This is a genomic window from Desulfatibacillum aliphaticivorans DSM 15576, assembly GCF_000429905.1.
GTDB lineage: Bacteria > Desulfobacterota > Desulfobacteria > Desulfobacterales > Desulfatibacillaceae > Desulfatibacillum > Desulfatibacillum aliphaticivorans.
The window spans coordinates 32,360-47,483 of sequence record NZ_AUCT01000008.1 but is presented as its reverse complement, the minus strand read 5'-3'; the positions used below and the strand labels follow the sequence as shown (position 1 = coordinate 47,483).

Annotated in this window: 15 protein-coding genes; 6 read left to right on the top strand and 9 right to left on the bottom strand. The window is 52.8% G+C overall.

Annotated elements, in window-relative coordinates; genetic code table 11:
- Nucleotides 1-18 precede the first annotated feature (18 nt).
- From G491_RS0108865 to G491_RS0108850, 4 genes are all read left to right on the top strand, one after another.
- Nucleotides 19-1,032 carry a potassium channel family protein gene (locus tag G491_RS0108865; protein WP_015947786.1) on the top strand — a complete coding sequence of 338 codons (1,014 nt, stop codon included), beginning with the start codon at nt 19-21 and terminating at the stop codon, nt 1,030-1,032.
- 91 nt (nt 1,033-1,123) lie between these two features.
- Nucleotides 1,124-1,435 (top strand): carboxymuconolactone decarboxylase family protein, encoded by a 312-nt coding sequence (locus G491_RS0108860; RefSeq protein ID WP_015947785.1) that lies wholly within the window; start codon nt 1,124-1,126, stop codon nt 1,433-1,435.
- A gap of 301 nt (nt 1,436-1,736) precedes the next feature.
- Complete coding sequence (locus G491_RS0108855; protein WP_015947784.1) at nt 1,737-2,075, top strand: P-II family nitrogen regulator; 339 nt, start codon at nt 1,737-1,739, stop codon at nt 2,073-2,075.
- Between the two features lie 47 nt (nt 2,076-2,122).
- Nucleotides 2,123-3,448 (top strand): ammonium transporter, encoded by a 1,326-nt coding sequence (locus tag G491_RS0108850; RefSeq protein WP_015947783.1) that lies wholly within the window; start codon nt 2,123-2,125, stop codon nt 3,446-3,448.
- A gap of 502 nt (nt 3,449-3,950) precedes the next feature.
- Here the strand turns inward: G491_RS0108850 and G491_RS0108840 are convergent.
- The 9 genes from G491_RS0108840 to G491_RS0108810 all read right to left on the bottom strand — a co-directional run bounded on the left by G491_RS0108840 (nt 3,951) and on the right by G491_RS0108810 (nt 11,322).
- The gene (locus G491_RS0108840; RefSeq protein WP_028314342.1) at nt 3,951-5,405 is read right to left on the bottom strand and encodes an acetate--CoA ligase family protein; all 1,455 of its coding nucleotides are present in this window, start codon (nt 5,403-5,405) and stop codon (nt 3,951-3,953) included.
- A 28-nt stretch (nt 5,406-5,433) separates the two neighbouring features.
- A complete protein-coding gene (locus G491_RS33605) occupies nt 5,434-5,868 on the bottom strand; it encodes a MarR family winged helix-turn-helix transcriptional regulator (protein WP_051327137.1) in 435 nt (144 codons plus the stop codon).
- A 1,011-nt stretch (nt 5,869-6,879) separates the two neighbouring features.
- A complete protein-coding gene (locus G491_RS35390) occupies nt 6,880-7,308 on the bottom strand; it encodes a hypothetical protein (protein WP_157468134.1) in 429 nt (142 codons plus the stop codon).
- A gap of 91 nt (nt 7,309-7,399) precedes the next feature.
- A complete protein-coding gene (locus G491_RS35385) occupies nt 7,400-8,245 on the bottom strand; it encodes a hypothetical protein (protein WP_157468131.1) in 846 nt (281 codons plus the stop codon).
- Complete coding sequence (locus tag G491_RS0108830) at nt 8,238-8,615, bottom strand: hypothetical protein (RefSeq protein ID WP_028314341.1); 378 nt, start codon at nt 8,613-8,615, stop codon at nt 8,238-8,240. The genes G491_RS35385 and G491_RS0108830 overlap by 8 nt, the downstream gene beginning before the upstream one ends.
- Before the next feature lie 567 nt (nt 8,616-9,182).
- Entirely contained in the window at nt 9,183-9,320 is a 138-nt protein-coding gene (locus tag G491_RS35380; RefSeq protein ID WP_157468128.1) for a hypothetical protein, read from the bottom strand.
- Between the two features lie 163 nt (nt 9,321-9,483).
- Entirely contained in the window at nt 9,484-10,404 is a 921-nt protein-coding gene (locus G491_RS0108820; RefSeq protein ID WP_028314340.1) for a DHH family phosphoesterase, read from the bottom strand.
- Between the two features lie 45 nt (nt 10,405-10,449).
- Nucleotides 10,450-10,680, bottom strand: a complete 231-nt coding sequence (locus G491_RS0108815; protein WP_136360642.1) for a preprotein translocase subunit YajC — start codon at nt 10,678-10,680, stop codon at nt 10,450-10,452.
- Between the two features lie 231 nt (nt 10,681-10,911).
- The gene (locus tag G491_RS0108810; RefSeq protein WP_028314338.1) at nt 10,912-11,322 is read right to left on the bottom strand and encodes a hypothetical protein; all 411 of its coding nucleotides are present in this window, start codon (nt 11,320-11,322) and stop codon (nt 10,912-10,914) included.
- A gap of 309 nt (nt 11,323-11,631) precedes the next feature.
- Here G491_RS0108810 and G491_RS0108805 point away from each other — a divergent pair, with 309 nt between their 5' ends.
- Together G491_RS0108805 and G491_RS0108800 are read left to right on the top strand one after the other, a co-directional pair.
- Nucleotides 11,632-13,086, top strand: coding sequence for an acetyl-CoA carboxylase biotin carboxylase subunit (locus G491_RS0108805; protein ID WP_028314337.1), 1,455 nt, complete (start codon nt 11,632-11,634; stop codon nt 13,084-13,086).
- Nucleotides 13,087-13,124: 38 nt separating this feature from the next.
- Nucleotides 13,125-15,053: a biotin/lipoyl-containing protein gene (locus G491_RS0108800; RefSeq protein ID WP_028314336.1), complete on the top strand. Its 1,929-nt coding sequence runs from the start codon at nt 13,125-13,127 to the stop codon at nt 15,051-15,053.
- Nucleotides 15,054-15,124 lie beyond the last annotated feature (71 nt).

Genomic DNA, 15,124 nt, shown 5'->3' with positions numbered 1-15,124 from the left:
CACAAGAGAAATCGGTCAATGGGCATACAGCAGCGACTTCAATATGTGGTGTTCATAATTTTCCTCATCGTCCTGGGAGGAAGCCTGGGATACTATATTTTATTTGAAGGAGAGCCTGCATTCCTGGATTGCGTGTACATGACCGTTATTTCCCTGACCAGCGTGGGATACGGGGAAGTTCTGCCGGTAACGGGAAACCCTTACGCGGAAGTGTTCACCATCTTCCTCATCACCTTTGGGTTGGGGATCATCATGTACGGCATCAGTACGCTCACCGCCGTGATTGTGGAAGGGGAGTTTTCCGGGATTCTCAGGAGAAAAAGCATGGAAAAGCGGATCGCTAAACTGGACAGCCATTACATCGTGTGCGGGGGAGGGCAGACCGGCCGCCACGTGCTGGCGGAGCTATCCAAAAACAACGAAAAGGTGGTGGTCATTGAAATGGACGAGGGGAAAATCAACCAGTGCCAAAGCACGGTGGAGGACATCCTGTTCATCCAGGGCGACGCCACGGACGACAACAACCTGCTGCTGGCGGGCATAGAACGCGCCCTGGGCATCGTCATCGCCCTGCCCAACAACAAAGACAACCTTTACGTCACCATGACGGCGCGCATGCTTAACCCGCGCATTCGCATCATCAGCCGGATGGTGGATTCCAGCATAGAACCCAAACTAAGAAAGGCCGGCGCCAACAGCGTGGTCTCTCCCAATTTCATCGGCGGCATGCGTATGGCCTCCGAAATGATCCGGCCGGCGGCCGTGAGCTTTTTGGATAAAATGCTTCGCACCGGCGACCGGACCCTGCGCATCCATGAGATCACCATCTCGGAGCACTCTCCTCTGGTGGGGAAAACCATCCGGAGCGCAGGCCTTAAGGAAAAATACGGGCTGCTGGTTTTGGGCGCGCGCAAGCTGGGCGCCTTTGATATCGAGTTCAATCCGCACGCAGCCATGGAGTTGGCCCAGGGCACAACCCTGGTGGTCATGGGGGAGGTTGCGAACATCGCCAAGGTCCGGGAGCTTGCCTAACCGGGCGCTTGCCGGGTTTTGACGTTTTGGTAATTTTCTTATTCGCATCCCTTTTCAGGCCTGTTTTCAGGGCCGCCGCAAGGAGGTTGACATGTATCTTCCCGAACTCTTCAAGTCCTTTTCCGAAAAATATCCGGAAATTTCCCAACTCCACGAAAAACTGGCCGCCGAGTGCCTGGCGTCAGGCCCCATGGACCCCAAGACACGGCATTTGGTCAAGTTAGGCGTTGCCATCGGGACCGGATCCCGGGGCGGAGTCATGTCCCAGACCCGCAAGGCCCTCAAGGAAGGCGCCACGGCCGAGGAAGTCTCCCAGGCGGCTTTGCTGGCATTGACCAGCGTGGGCTTCTCCCAGATGATGGCGGCCATGAGCTGGATCTGGGAAGTGCTGGAAAAGAAATGATAAATTGTTTGTTTTGGGCGGCGTGGTCCGGACGCCGCCCTGCGGGATTTTGCGGTATTTCAGAAACTGATTACAGGAACCGACCTGTTTCGCAATAATTTTACAAAAATGTATTACATAGTTAGATGAAGTACAAATTTGTAGTAAATATTTATTTTTTCTCCTTGCTTTTTACTCCTCCTGAAAATTTTTTCTCCTTCAAAACCAATATCTTAAGCTCCAAATAAAATTTTTTTCAGCTCCTGGCACAAGCCTTGCCATTACAGAAGGCGGCACACACACTCACGAAAGGAGTTGGGAAATGAAAAAAATTGAAGCCATCATCAAACCATTCAGACTGGACGAACTCAAAAAAGGACTCTCGGATATGGGAGTCAAAGGCATGACCATCACTGAGGTGAAGGGGTTCGGCAGGCAAAAGGGCCATTCCGAAATATATAGAGGCGCGGAATACGCGGTGGACTTTGTACCCAAGGTCAAGGTGGAAGTCGTCATCCAGGCCGAAATGGTGGAGCAGTGCATCCAGACTATCTTGGAAACAACCAAAACCGGTGAAATCGGCGACGGAAAAATATTCGTCATGCCTGTTGAGCAGGTGCTTCGCATCCGTACAGGCGAAACGGGAACAGAGGCTATCTGATCCTGAGTACTTGAGCAGCAAAGACTTTACACTATAAGGAGAAAAAAATGAAAAAAGCCATTTACACACTCATCTTCGGGATAGCCGCCTCTTACGCCATGGCCGACGACGCCGTTCCCACCGTTGCAACCAATGCAGACGCCATTGCACTGGTGCAGACGCACGCCAACTTTTTGTGGACCCTGGTGGCCGCCGCGCTGGTCTTTTTTATGCAGGCCGGCTTCGCCATGGTTGAAACCGGTTTCACCCGCGCCAAAAACGCGATTAACATTATGATGAAAAACCTCATGGACTTCTCCATGGGAACCTTCTTTTTCTGGGCCATCGGCTTTGGCCTGATGTTCGGCGCCAGCAGCACCGGCTGGTTCGGAACCACAGGCTTCTTCCTGTCCGATTGGAACCCTGTTGACGGCGATCCCTGGATATTGGCCTTCTGGATGTTCCAGGTCGTGTTCGCCGCCACCGCCGCCACCATCGTTTCCGGGGCCATGGCCGAACGCACCAAGTTCATCGGCTACCTGGCATACAGCGCCGTATTGAGCGCCCTCATTTACCCCATCTTCGGCTCCTGGGCCTGGGGAAGCCTGCTGAACGGCTCCGGCTGGCTGGAAGGCATGGGCTTCATTGACTTCGCCGGCTCCACGGTCGTCCACTCCATCGGCGGCTGGGTGGCTCTGGCTGGCGCCATCGTAGTCGGCCCCCGTTTGGGCAAATTCGATAAAGACGGAAAAGCCCGCGCCATCCCCGGCCACAACATGCCTCTGGCAGCTCTCGGCGTCTTCATCCTGTGGCTCGGATGGTTCGGTTTCAACCCCGGCTCCACCACCACGGCTGACACTTCCATCGCCATGATCTTTGTGAACACGAACTTGGCTGCTGCAATGGGCTGCATCGCCGCCATGATCACCGCTTGGATCATGTTCGGCAAACCCGACATCGGCATGTCCCTCAACGGCGCCCTGGCCGGCCTGGTCGGCATCACCGCCGGCTGCGCTAACGTAACTCCCGGAAGCTCCATGATCATCGGCATCGTCGCCGGCATCCTGGTCGTCTTCTCCGTCGTCTTCTTCGACAAAATCAAAGTGGACGACCCGGTCGGCGCAGTGTCCGTGCACGGCGTCTGCGGCGCCTGGGGAACCCTGGCCGCCGGCATCTTCGACATGGGCGGATTCAGCGCCAGCGTGGTCGGCGTTCAGTTGGTCGGCATCCTGGCCGCCTTCGTATGGGCCTTCGGCTGCGGCTTCATCATGTTCAAAATCATCTCCATGACCATCGGCCTCCGCGTCACCCCCGAAGAGGAAATGGAAGGCCTGGACTACGGCGAACACGGCGGAACCGCTTACCCCGATTTCCAGAAAGCCTCTCACATGTAATCTATAAACCAGTGCGACCCCCTGGGGAGGCGAAAGCCTCCCCGATAGTGAACAAGCCCTGCCTGACTCTCTCCTCCAGGCAGGGCTTGCCCTTTTTGGGGCCAAGGAAATCCCCCCGGCGCGCCTGCCTAAAGTCCCCCCCCTAAATTCAGTAAGCCGACAAGATTCCAATCGAGACGTGGGGGGTGGAGCCGACGAAACCCAACAAAACCAGGCCCATCGACCTTGTGCATATACCGTTATCCGAGTGCTTCTTTATCCCCGCAAAGGGGGAGGTATGGCTTTTTTCAGGCCTTGATTTTCTGAAGAGGAATATGAACGCAGCCTCATACTTTTCAATGGAGGCGGGAGGCTTTCAACATGCTGAACAAGCGCCAAAACAAAATTTATTTATATAATACAATTTTGCATAAAATTGAATTTGCAAGCCAATTCTCTAAAAAAATAAGCTAAGTACCCTATTAATGGAAAGAGTTCTTAATTAGATCCTGAATTTGGCCCTTCAGGCTTCCAGCCTGGCCTTGAACTCCACATATTGCACCATGGCGGATAGAACCGCCGCCGCCCGTTCCGGCGAGGAGAAGATGGGGCACCCCTGTTTGCGCAGCATGGATGGAAAAGGCTCCTCCAGGCCCCGGAAGGTGAAGCCCACCATGGGCTTTCCGTATTCTCCCAAAAGATTTCCCGTATCCTGGGCAAAGGATTTCAGAAATTCCACGGCCATTTTCTCCGCTTCCGCTTCTTCCACGCCCGAACTGATCAAAGGCCTCTTAATTGCCTGGAGGGGCGTGAGGTAATAGGTGAGGAGCATATCAATATTGGGGTCTTCCAGGAGCGCTTTGGGGATGGCGTGCCAGAAATCCCTGGGGTTTCTGGCAAAGGTGATATCAATGGGATTGTTGGCGCTGGCCGTGCCCGGCAGCAGGTCTTTCAGCTTTTCCAGAGTCTCGGGAGAAAGGGAGGGCAAAGTCAAACCCGCGCGTCCGCAGCAATCCGCGGCCGTGGCTCCCGGGCCGCCTGAATTGGTCTGGATGGCCGTGTTTTTTCCTTTGGGCATGGGCAGGCAGCCCAAGGCCCAGGCAAAGTCGAACAACTCCACAATGGACGAGGCCCTGATGATGCCGCATTGGCGGAACATGCCGTCGTACAGGGCGTCGGGGCCAGCCATGGTTCCGGTGTGGGAGAAGGTGGCGCGTTTGCCGGTCTCGCTGCCTCCTACGTAAATAGCCACAATAGGTTTGTGGGGGACGATGGCTTTGGCCGTTTCCATAAACTCCCGGCCGCGGGCAATTCCCTCCACATATAGGGCGATCACTTTCGTATCCGGGCTGGCGCCCAAATATTCCAGGCAGTCCACCAGGTCGATATTGGCGCCGTTTCCCACGGAAAACGCCGTGGAAAATCCCTGATCCATGCGATCCAGGTAGTTGAACATCTGCGTGACGAAGCTGCCGCTTTGGGAAGCCAGGCCGATACATCCGGGCTTGCTGTTGTCCGCCAAAAAGGTGGTGTTCAGCTTGGCGCTGGCGTTGGTAACGCCGATGCAATTGGGTCCGATAAAACGGATTCCGTATTTTTCGGCGATCCGCACCAGCTCCTTTTCCCGCTCAGGGCCTTCCCCGCCCACCTCCTTGAATCCGGCGGTTACGCAGATGACGTTTTTGATCCCTTTTTTTCCGCAAGCCTCCATGGCTTCCAAAACCACCCGCGTTGGAATGACCATGATGGCCAGGTCCGGCGCGCAGGGCAATTCCTCCACGGTTTTATAAGCCTTGTACCCCTGGACCACCTCGTCCCGGGGATGGACCGGATACAGATCCCCTTCAAATCCCCTTTTGATGATGGAGTCGAAGCAATTGGCGCCCATGGCCCCGAAACTGTTGGATGCGCCTAAAAAGGCAATGCTTTTCGGATTAACAATTTTGTATAAAGGACTTTCCGTTATGGATTCAATCATGGCCGGATATATCTCCAATCCAAATAATTTAAAATTCCAGATTGCGGATTACTTTAAGGGCTTCCACCAGGGTTTTCAAGACGTCCTCGCCCAGGGCCTCTTCCACCGTGCTTTCCAGGTGGCGGACGATTTCCATGGCGGGGGCGATCACCTTGATGGCTTTGTCCGTGACGTTGATGATGTTCTTCCGGGCGTCATTGGGGTCGGGCACGGCGGTGACGAACTCCGTTTCCGTCAAACGATGGATCATGGAAACCGCGGCGGCCTTGCCGATTCCCGCACGGGCGGCGAATTCGCCCAAGCTCAGGTTTTTTTTTCGGAAAAGGATGCCCAAGGCGTTGGCCTGGGCGCCGGTCAGCCCCATGGGCTCCAACTCGCGATTGTAGTAGGAGATCAGGTTTCGGGCGGCCTGAAAGGTCAGCAAGGCTAAAAAATATTTGGGGGGGCGATATTCCTCTTCCATGGAACGTTTGTTAGCAAACGAAGTTGAAAATGGCAAGAAAAAAGCATTTGCCGAAACAACGGCGTTGATTGGCTCGAGCCTGCGAAACCCAACGTCAGTGCGGCTGGCCGCACCTGCCCACAAATCCGCCGCAAAGCGGCGTCCTTATTCTTTCGCATTCATTCCCAAAGGTCCTAAATCTTGTAAGGGAGTCGCTTGCTGCGTCTTGTAGGGGCGCCGCCTTTGGCATGCCCATTTTCCTGGCCGTATTAGACGGTGCTTGCCACGCCCGATTGTTCGCAGGGCCTCCGCTTGCTGCGCCCGCGTAGGGGTTGGATCTACCACCCCTTGGGCAGGAAAACCCTGCCCCTACGTCCATTCCCCGCTGGCGGGGGAAGGTCAGATTGGGGGGATCGTCATTCCCGAATGTCCCTATCGGGAATCCAGCGTCCCTGGCCTTTAAAACAACAATGTTAACCACGGAAGACACGGAAAACACTGAAAACGACCCTTCCGTGTCTTCCGTGTGTTCCGTGGTTTATGTTTTTTGCTGTTCATGTTTCCCATGGTTCATGCTTTTCGGACTCGCTCCCATGGTGCATGTGGGAATGCATACCTCCGCCTCATCCTTCTCCGCACCTTCCCTACAGGGATCGGGAATAAAACCGCTTCCATGCGTGCGGCCGAAAACCAAAATTTTATTTTACAGGCCCCTCTCAGGGGGCTTGCCCAAGCAGTCAAATTACTCCCTTTTCCCATCGTCCCTATCAGTCTTTCGAGTTTTTGACGGATGTCCTCAAGAGTCCACAAGTATGATTACGGGAAGTTTAAAAAACAGCCAGAATTTTTTGAAAGTGATGAACAAAACGCATAAACCGATTTTAGGATGTCCCCTAAAGCCATATTGCGGGCTGATTATGGATTGATAAACTATGTTAGTTTGTCACTATAGCGCAGAAATTATGTGCGATTTCATAATGGTGCAAGGTTAATCGATTAGTCAGGGGGGGGCGAGAATCCATTATTGCTCATTCAAAGGCCAAGACGACACAGCAAGCCTCCAAACAGGGCGAACAACATAGACAGTAAGCCGCTTGAAACTGCCCCCATTGCCTTTGCTCTTAAGACTTGCGACTCTTCTTTGCATTTTGTTGAAGATGACGAATAAGGATGCCAATTGGTGGCCATTTTTAAGGCAAGCCATCCAACCATGACGGCAGGACCAGAAGCTGGCGAAATGATTGTTGCCACGGTAAAAAATATTCTTTCGACATGTCCAACAGTGGCAGCTAATATGTTTACTCTAAAAATAGATTGTTGACAAATATTGACATCTATCTCCCAACCTCTACACTCTTTCTCAATTTCATGTGCAAACCAATCACTGAATTTAGAAACGACAGCATGCCCACAGACTATCGAAAATGTGAAGCCCATAACCATAAAGAATACTGTACTCATCGCTACATCGCTCCCTCTGAAATTTCAATCGGAAATGAAGTTAGTCGTGTACTAAGGATGTATCCAGAAACAAATTTCAACCCTTCAAAGACTAATCTTCTGTATAGGTTAAGGAGAACGTCCTGTAAAAGTCATTATAATGATCAGGTGAAAACAGTTTTAAATATGAGCCAGTTCTGTTTGTTCCGTTCAACCTAAATATGAGAGGGTTATTTGAATTTTTCTTTGATGTAAATTGAAATCGGAGGAGTTTTCCATCAACACGCGTACATGCATTTTGGAATATTTCATTATCAAAACCGTAGGTTGATAAATCCCCATATAAAATTGAGCCTAAGTCCCAATACGTTCTCTCTGAGAATGAACTATGCGTTTTGGTGAAATTTCCATGCCATGGGTGTCCTAATTGTCGATCTTGATCGAAGAGATTTTTTGTTTCTTTATGGAACGCAAAAAAATCTCTTGGTGAAATTTCAGATCCAACTCGTCTCTCGTTATTGTTTGAAAAGTTAGCGTCGTCTAAACGGGACCAACCGGCATTTCTGAACATAGAAACAGGCTGATCTAATTTTTTTACATTTCTATCCAAAAAGGAAAGCGCTGAAACGCCGATGTAGGAAAATGTACCTGTTTCACGAGGAAGATGGTGATTCACGACAAACCAGTATTCAACTTGCTTCTGCAGTTGGTATGCACCCGACTCAGGCAATATACAGAACTGAATAAATTCTTTAGCATCAGCCTCGTCTATTATGCCTGGAAGAAAAGCAACTGTGCCCACAGGAAACGAATAAAACGCGTTTTTTCCGTATCTTGGAGGGTCCATTTCTTTTGAAAAACCACATGTTGGGAAAATCCATGTTAATAAAATGAATAAGAAAACGAAACAATTAAAGCATTTTTTCGTAGCCCTACAGCTTGTAATGGATTTAGTCATTTGCGTCTTGTCCTGTTTGAACATAAAACATAGGTGCAAAAGTTGTCCAAAGGATTAAGGCTGCGGCTCTCCATATTGGGTCTGTCGAAATGGGATCAATAAATCTTCCTCCAACGCTAAAAACCCAGATTACAAATGAAACCATCGTCACAACTATCTGTCTTTTTGATACAACCCCCTGAATTTTAAATAGATAAAATGGTAAAGCTATAAGCAAGATCAGCGCCGATCCAAGCAAGACAACGTCTTTATGTCTGGGGCAGTCTATCGCCATTTCCTGGATGGCAATATAGGCGCTTACCATTTCCGCTGGAATCAGTTGAATGAGAACATCGGAGTATGAAGAAGTAGGGGTAATAGATCTAGCCATTTCTTTCTTCTCCCATATTGGCTGAATCCATAATGACTAGGGCACCTCCCAAAAGTCGTCGCGAGAAGGGAGGTAAAGCATACTTTTTGGGGGCTGTTTTTGCCGCTCTCACCATTAGACGAAGGGAAAAAAACATCACAGTTACTTTCCCCAGTAAAAGCCTAAAAAAAGCCTATTGTGGATGAATATGGTTAAATTTTTACATGATAGATAAAAATTACTATGTGGTCTTCTGCTTGTCAAGCAAAAAATGCAGGGATATAAAGGCTATTATGTGTCGTTTGTTCAAGGGGTGCGACTTATAGACTGAAGAAAATTATGTATGCTATAGGAGTATCCATAGGCTGGCTTTGAGGGTCTCTTTGGCTAAAAGACTAACTTTTTTCTGTGATGCATCCGCCATATAGAGAAGGTGCATCTAATGGTCAAACAATCGTAACAATCAAGGAGCGAGCGGTCGTTTTATTTTTTAAGTGAAGTCAAGTGGTTGCACTCAGGGGAATGCTTCGGGTGCGGGTGGGATGCGGACCGCCGCTATCCGGGGAGGCGCGGCGTTACAAACAGTTCTTAGCGTTTGGGCGCGGGCAGCCTTTTGGCGGTTTTGCTGTTTTCCGGAATCATGGCGTAGGCCATGGCGAACGGCACGGCCGCGATGGATATGGCCGTCAGAGTGAATGCCAGCATCAGTTCTAAAATGGTTTTCATGAACTCCTCCTTGAGATTCACGCCCCCTCCATGGGGAACGCCGGGTTTAAAACATATAAAAACAATAATGCTTTTTATGGGTTATGCAAGGCCCCCTGCAATAACAAGGAGGAAAACCGCAGCCGGTTTTCCTCCTTGATCTCGTTCTTATCAAAGGGCGTTTTTATCCGTCCTGGTTCATTTGGGCGATAATTTCTTCCAAAATCGCGTCCGCTTTTTCTATGGGCACCTGGCAGGTCCCCACTTTTTCGTGGCCGCCGCCGCCGTATTTCAGGCAGAGGGAGCCCACGTTGGTCTTGGACGTCCGGTTGATGATGGAATGTCCGCAGGTCATGACGATGTTCTGGCGCTGAAAGCCCCAAATCACCTGGATGGAGATGTTTTGATCCGGGAACATGCTGTAGACGAGGAAACGGTTGCCCGTATAAATTTCCTCCTGATCCCTGAGATCCAGGACGATAACGTTGCCGCGAACCACCGCTTTTTGATCGATCATCCCCCGGAACAGGGCGTCCTGCTCGAAGTAGCGCATGGTCCTTTCCTGAACGTCGGGAACTTCCAGAATTTCGTCAATGCTTTTACTCCGGCAATAATCGATCATGTCCAGCATCAGGGCGTAATTGCTGATGCGGTAATCGTGATACCTGCCGAGGCCGGTGCGCGGGTCCATGACAAAGGAAAGAAGCACCCAACCGCTGGGGTTGAGAATTTCGTCGGCGGTGAAATCGGCCGAGTCCGCTTTGTCCACGGCTGCAATCAATTCGTCGAAATGAGGATCGGAGAATTTTTCCTTGCCCCCGTAGTAGTCGTAAATCACCCGGGCTGCGCTGGGGGCGTTTGGATCGCAGCTTCCTTCAAATTCTCCGTGGAGCTTTCTTTCCTCTTCGCTGGAATGATGGTCGAACCACATGCCGCATCCGGGGACGTAAGGAATGTTCGCCAGGATGTCGTCCGAGGTCACTTGCACCAGTCCGTCCTGGATGTCTTTGGGGTGGACGAATTTGATGTCGTCCATCATACCCACTTCCTTCAGCAAAACGGCGCATCCCAGGCCGTCGAAATCCGAGCGGGTTAAAATTCTCATGGCGTATCCTCCTTGGCATTCCATATGTATTATTATTTTAATAAGTTAATCGTTGGTATGGTCGTGTTGCCTTTCCCGAGCGGCTGCCGGATCCTCTGATTCTTCCAGGGGGTGGCAATCGCAATCCATGTCTCCGCATTGGTCGCAGACATAGGTCGGCCCCTCTTGCTCCTTGGCTTTTACGCCCGCTTTCAGCCGGGGTCTGATGAAAAAGAAATAGGCTATTGCAATAATGATTGCAAACAAAACGCTTTTATACTGCCAAATCAGATCCACGGCGAAAACCTTTCCGGACGACCTTAGCGCCGAAATGTTAAAACTGTACAATGAGAACAATAAAAAGAGGCCTGCGATGACGCAACGCCTCAAAAGGCTTAGAAGGGTGTATAGTACGATGAGGGTTTACCGCATGTCAATCCGGTTTTGCGGAAACAGGATGCACTTGTCCGTGCACCCTGCAGGGTGAATTCGGAAGGATAAACTGGGTGATAAATGCTTGCGGTTCAATTAAAAAATACCGTGATCCTGTGTGGCCGTCATGCCCCTGGGCGCGAAAAAATCCCTGGCGCCGGGCTTGAATAAAAAGAATAAGATAATCGCGAACACTCCCATTTCCGGAATCAGCAGGCCGTTGCCCGGAAGGGCGACGAATGACCACGCAAGAAAAACCGCGCCGTAGGCCAGGCACATGTACCGGGTCCAATTGGCGCCGCCCAGCATGAACATCCCGGAGAAAAGGGAGATTCCCGCCGATGCAAAGGCCAGGATGTAAAACAGTTCAGGGGGCAGATTGGCCAGGGTGTATTCCTTGAGGCCGGGCGTGGTGGGCATAACCAGCAAGGTCAAAAAAGCAATGTTTAATCCAATAACGATGAGCGTCCATGCGATGATTGTGATTGATAAAGGGCGCCTTCTCATGGTCCTTACCTCCTTCCCCAGCGCCGGTTTGTTTGACTGTCGTCATGGCGTAGCCGCTGGGAGCCACGGTATATGTCTACAAGAGCTTGCATAAGATGTAAATGAAGCCTTTCACAGCAAAAATACGAGAAATCTCACATTGATAATGGGAAGCATTTCACAGACTGACCGGCTGCCTGAATTACGGGATTGTACGGCCGAACAAATTTTGCTTTTGCTGATTGAGTAATACTGTGCTACAATCAAAGGTTCCTTCGGCCGGTTTTGTAGTGTGGCTATGGCCGAAAATCCAAATAGAAGGAGAATCGCGTGAACACAATTCCCCCCATTGAAAAAGTGCTTGTAGCAAACCGCGGCGAGATTGCCATCCGGTTGTGCCGCGGCGTTCAGGAAGAAGGGAAACGGGCGGTGGCGATCTACGAATCCCCCGATGCAGAAAGCCGCCATCTCCGCATCGCCGACGAGGCTGTGTGGATAGGCCCCGGCCCCCGCAAGGATTATTTGGACATTGACCGCATTATTTGGGCTGCGCGAAAGAGCGGCGCCCAGGCCGTGCATCCCGGCTATGGGTTCCTGGCGGAAAACCCCCAGTTCGCCGCCGCCTGCGAAGAAGCAGGGCTGGTTTTCATAGGACCTTCAGCAGCCACCATTCAGGATTTGGGAGACAAGACCATATCGCGCCGTCTGGCGGAAGAGGCGGGGCTGCCCACCATTCCCGGCAGCGGCATCCTCCCCCCCGGCGGCGACGGCAAGCGCGCCGCCGTGGAATTCGGCGCAAAATACGGATATCCCGTCATGCTCAAGGCGGTCGCCGGCGGCGGAGGCAGGGGCATCCGCAAGGTGGACTCGGAAAAGGAACTGCTAAGCCAGATTGAAATCGCCAAGAACGAAGCCATTTCCGCTTTCGGCGACGGCCGCCTGTATCTGGAAAAAGGAATCGTCAATCCCCGTCACATTGAAGTGCAGATTTTGGGCGACCAGCATGGAAACGTCATCCATATGGGCGGCAGGAATTGCTCCATCCAGCGCAGGCACCAAAAGCTGGTGGAAATCGCCCCCAGCCTGCTGGACCCGGCCCTGGAGGAAAAAATCTGCCAGTCGGCCATCCAATACGCCAAACACGTGGGCTACGTCAACGCAGGCACCGTGGAGTTTCTGGTGGACTCGGACGACAGCTTTTATTTTTTGGAAATCAACACCCGCCTCCAGGTGGAGCATACCGTGACCGAAGTGGTCACTGGAATTGACATTGTCCGCCGCATGATTCGCGTGGCCGAGGGCAAAAAGCTGGACGTGACCCAGGACGAGGTTTTCTGCCGCGGATTCGCCATTGAAATGCGGATCAACGCCGAAGACCCCAAGCAGGATTTCGCCCCGGAAAGCGGCAAGCACGTGGCCGTGTATAACTCCCCCGGCGGCCCCGGCATTCGTTTGGACGGCATGGCCTATCAGGGCTACACCATCCCCACGGAATACGACTCCCTGCTGGTCAAGCTCACGGTGTACGGCTTCCGCTGGGACGAGGCGGTCTCCCGGCTGTCCAGGGCTCTGAAGAACTACCGGATCGTGGGCCCAAAGACCACCATCCCGTTCTATCGCAAGCTGGTGCTGGAGCCGGAGTTCGCCTCCGGCGCCTTTGACACCGGATACCTGGAGCGCCATCCCGAGCTGTACGACTACAGCGACCAGGAGGCCCAGGAAGCCAAGGTGGCCAAGCTGCTTTCCGCCATCCATTATCACGGAAAGAACATTTTCGCCGAATAACAGGCTTAGCAGGCCTTAGCATATATAAAGGAGATGATATGTCTATTCGCATCACTCCGGGCTCGGACGTCAAAGAGGCTCTAAAAGCCATACGCGGCTCCGATTCCTATTTTGTCACCAATACGGCGAGGGACTTGTCCCAGTCGGACTTTAAAAACCGCATCCTGGCGCATACGGACATCCTGGTCGCTCCCGAAAGGGAGGCGGCCGGATATTTCTCCCTGGAAATCACGGGCGGCGCCTCGGTGCATGTGGATATGCTCCGCAAGCAGATCAATCCCTTTGAGCGGCTGCAGCTTCTTCGCAGCCTCATGCCCAACACTATGTTCCAGACCCTGTGCCGCGGCGTCAACCTCTTCGGGTACAGGCCCTATCCCGAAAACGTCCTCAGGCTCACGGTCAAGGAATTCGCCAAGTACGTGGAAGTCTGGCGGGTCTTCGACTTTTTGAACCACGTCCCCAACATGATTCCCGTGTTTGAGGAAGTTCAGAGGGCGGGCAAGTTCCTGGAGGCCACGGTGTGCTTTTCCACCGGCCCGGAGCACACGGACGAATTTTACGTAAAGAAAGTGGGCGAAATCCTGGACGTCACCGGCCCGGATATTCTGCTGGCCCTGAAAAACCACTCGGGCCTGGGAACCCCCCAGCGCATCGGCCAACTGGTTTCCGCGCTGCTGGACGCCTACCCGGAGCTGATCATCCACTACCACGGCCATAATACGGACGGAAACGACATCGGCAGAATTCTGGCCGCCGTTCAGGCCGGCGCGAAAATCATTGACGCCGCCGACCATGCCATGACCGGTTTCTTCGGCCCGCCTCCGCTGCTGACGGTCCTGGATCTGCTGGAGGACATGGGATACAAGGCCGAAGGAATTAATCGGGACGCCGTGATCGCAACCTCGGACAAGCTCAAACAGGAGCGTCCGGCTTACGCCGTGTTCGAGTCCCAGTTCAAGGGCTTCGACCCCACGGTCCACACCCACAAACTGCCCGGCGGCGCCATGGGCTCCAGCTTTGAGCAGGCGGTCAAGGGCGGGTTTCTGGACCGCATGAACGAAATCCTCATGAAGGAGCTGCCCCGGGTCCACAAGGAGCTGGGCAATTACTGGAGCGTCACCCCGGGATCCCAGATCCTCTGGACCACGGCGGTCACGCACACGCTGTCCGGCAAACGCTATGTTAACGCCTCCGAGGACTTGAAGCGCCTGCTTCTGGAGCGCTACGGGCCCTTCCCATTCTACAGGCCGGCGGACGAAATATACGAAGCCGCCTTCGGCAAGGATTGGAAAGCCATTGTGGAGCGGGATTCCGGCATCGAGGAATGCCCGCCCGTAGACCTGGAGGCCGAACAGGCTGAACTGGAAAAGGCTTTGGGCCGCCCGGCGGACATTGAGGAACTGGTCTTGTATCTCCAGCATCCCAGGGATGCCGTGAACTTCCTCAAGTTCGAGGAGGAATATGGCAAGACCTATGTGCTGCCTCCGTCCGTATGGCTGCGCCAGGGCGGGTTCGATGCGGAAGAGGTGGTGACCTTCGCCGACCACACGGGCAAGCACCACTCCGTCACCTTTGCCAGCACCCAGGAATTGCATGACGGCAGCCAGTTGAATTACCTGTACGTGGACCATCATCTGGAGCCCTTCCATCATTACCCGGAAGCCTCCCAGGGGCAGGCGGGGCCGCAGAAGGAGCTTACCCAGGCGGAAATCGCCTCCCTGGCCGAAATGGGAGAGGTGCGCGCCCCCATGACCGGGGTGGTGGCCCAGATTTCCCTGGAAGTGGATCAGAAGATTTCCGAGGGAGATACGCTTTTGGTCCTGGAAGCCATGAAAATGCTCAATTCTTTGGACGCGGCCATCGCCGGCGTGGTGTCTGAAGTTGCCGTGACCGAAGGGCAGCAGGTCGCCAAAGGCGATCTAATGGTCCGGGTGCGTCCTTTGAGAAGCAAGGACGCCTCCGAATAATAATCCTGAATCAAAAAAGCCCTGGAAGGCGCGGCCTTCCGGGGCTTTTTAGTTTTTAGCTTCAAAGGCTC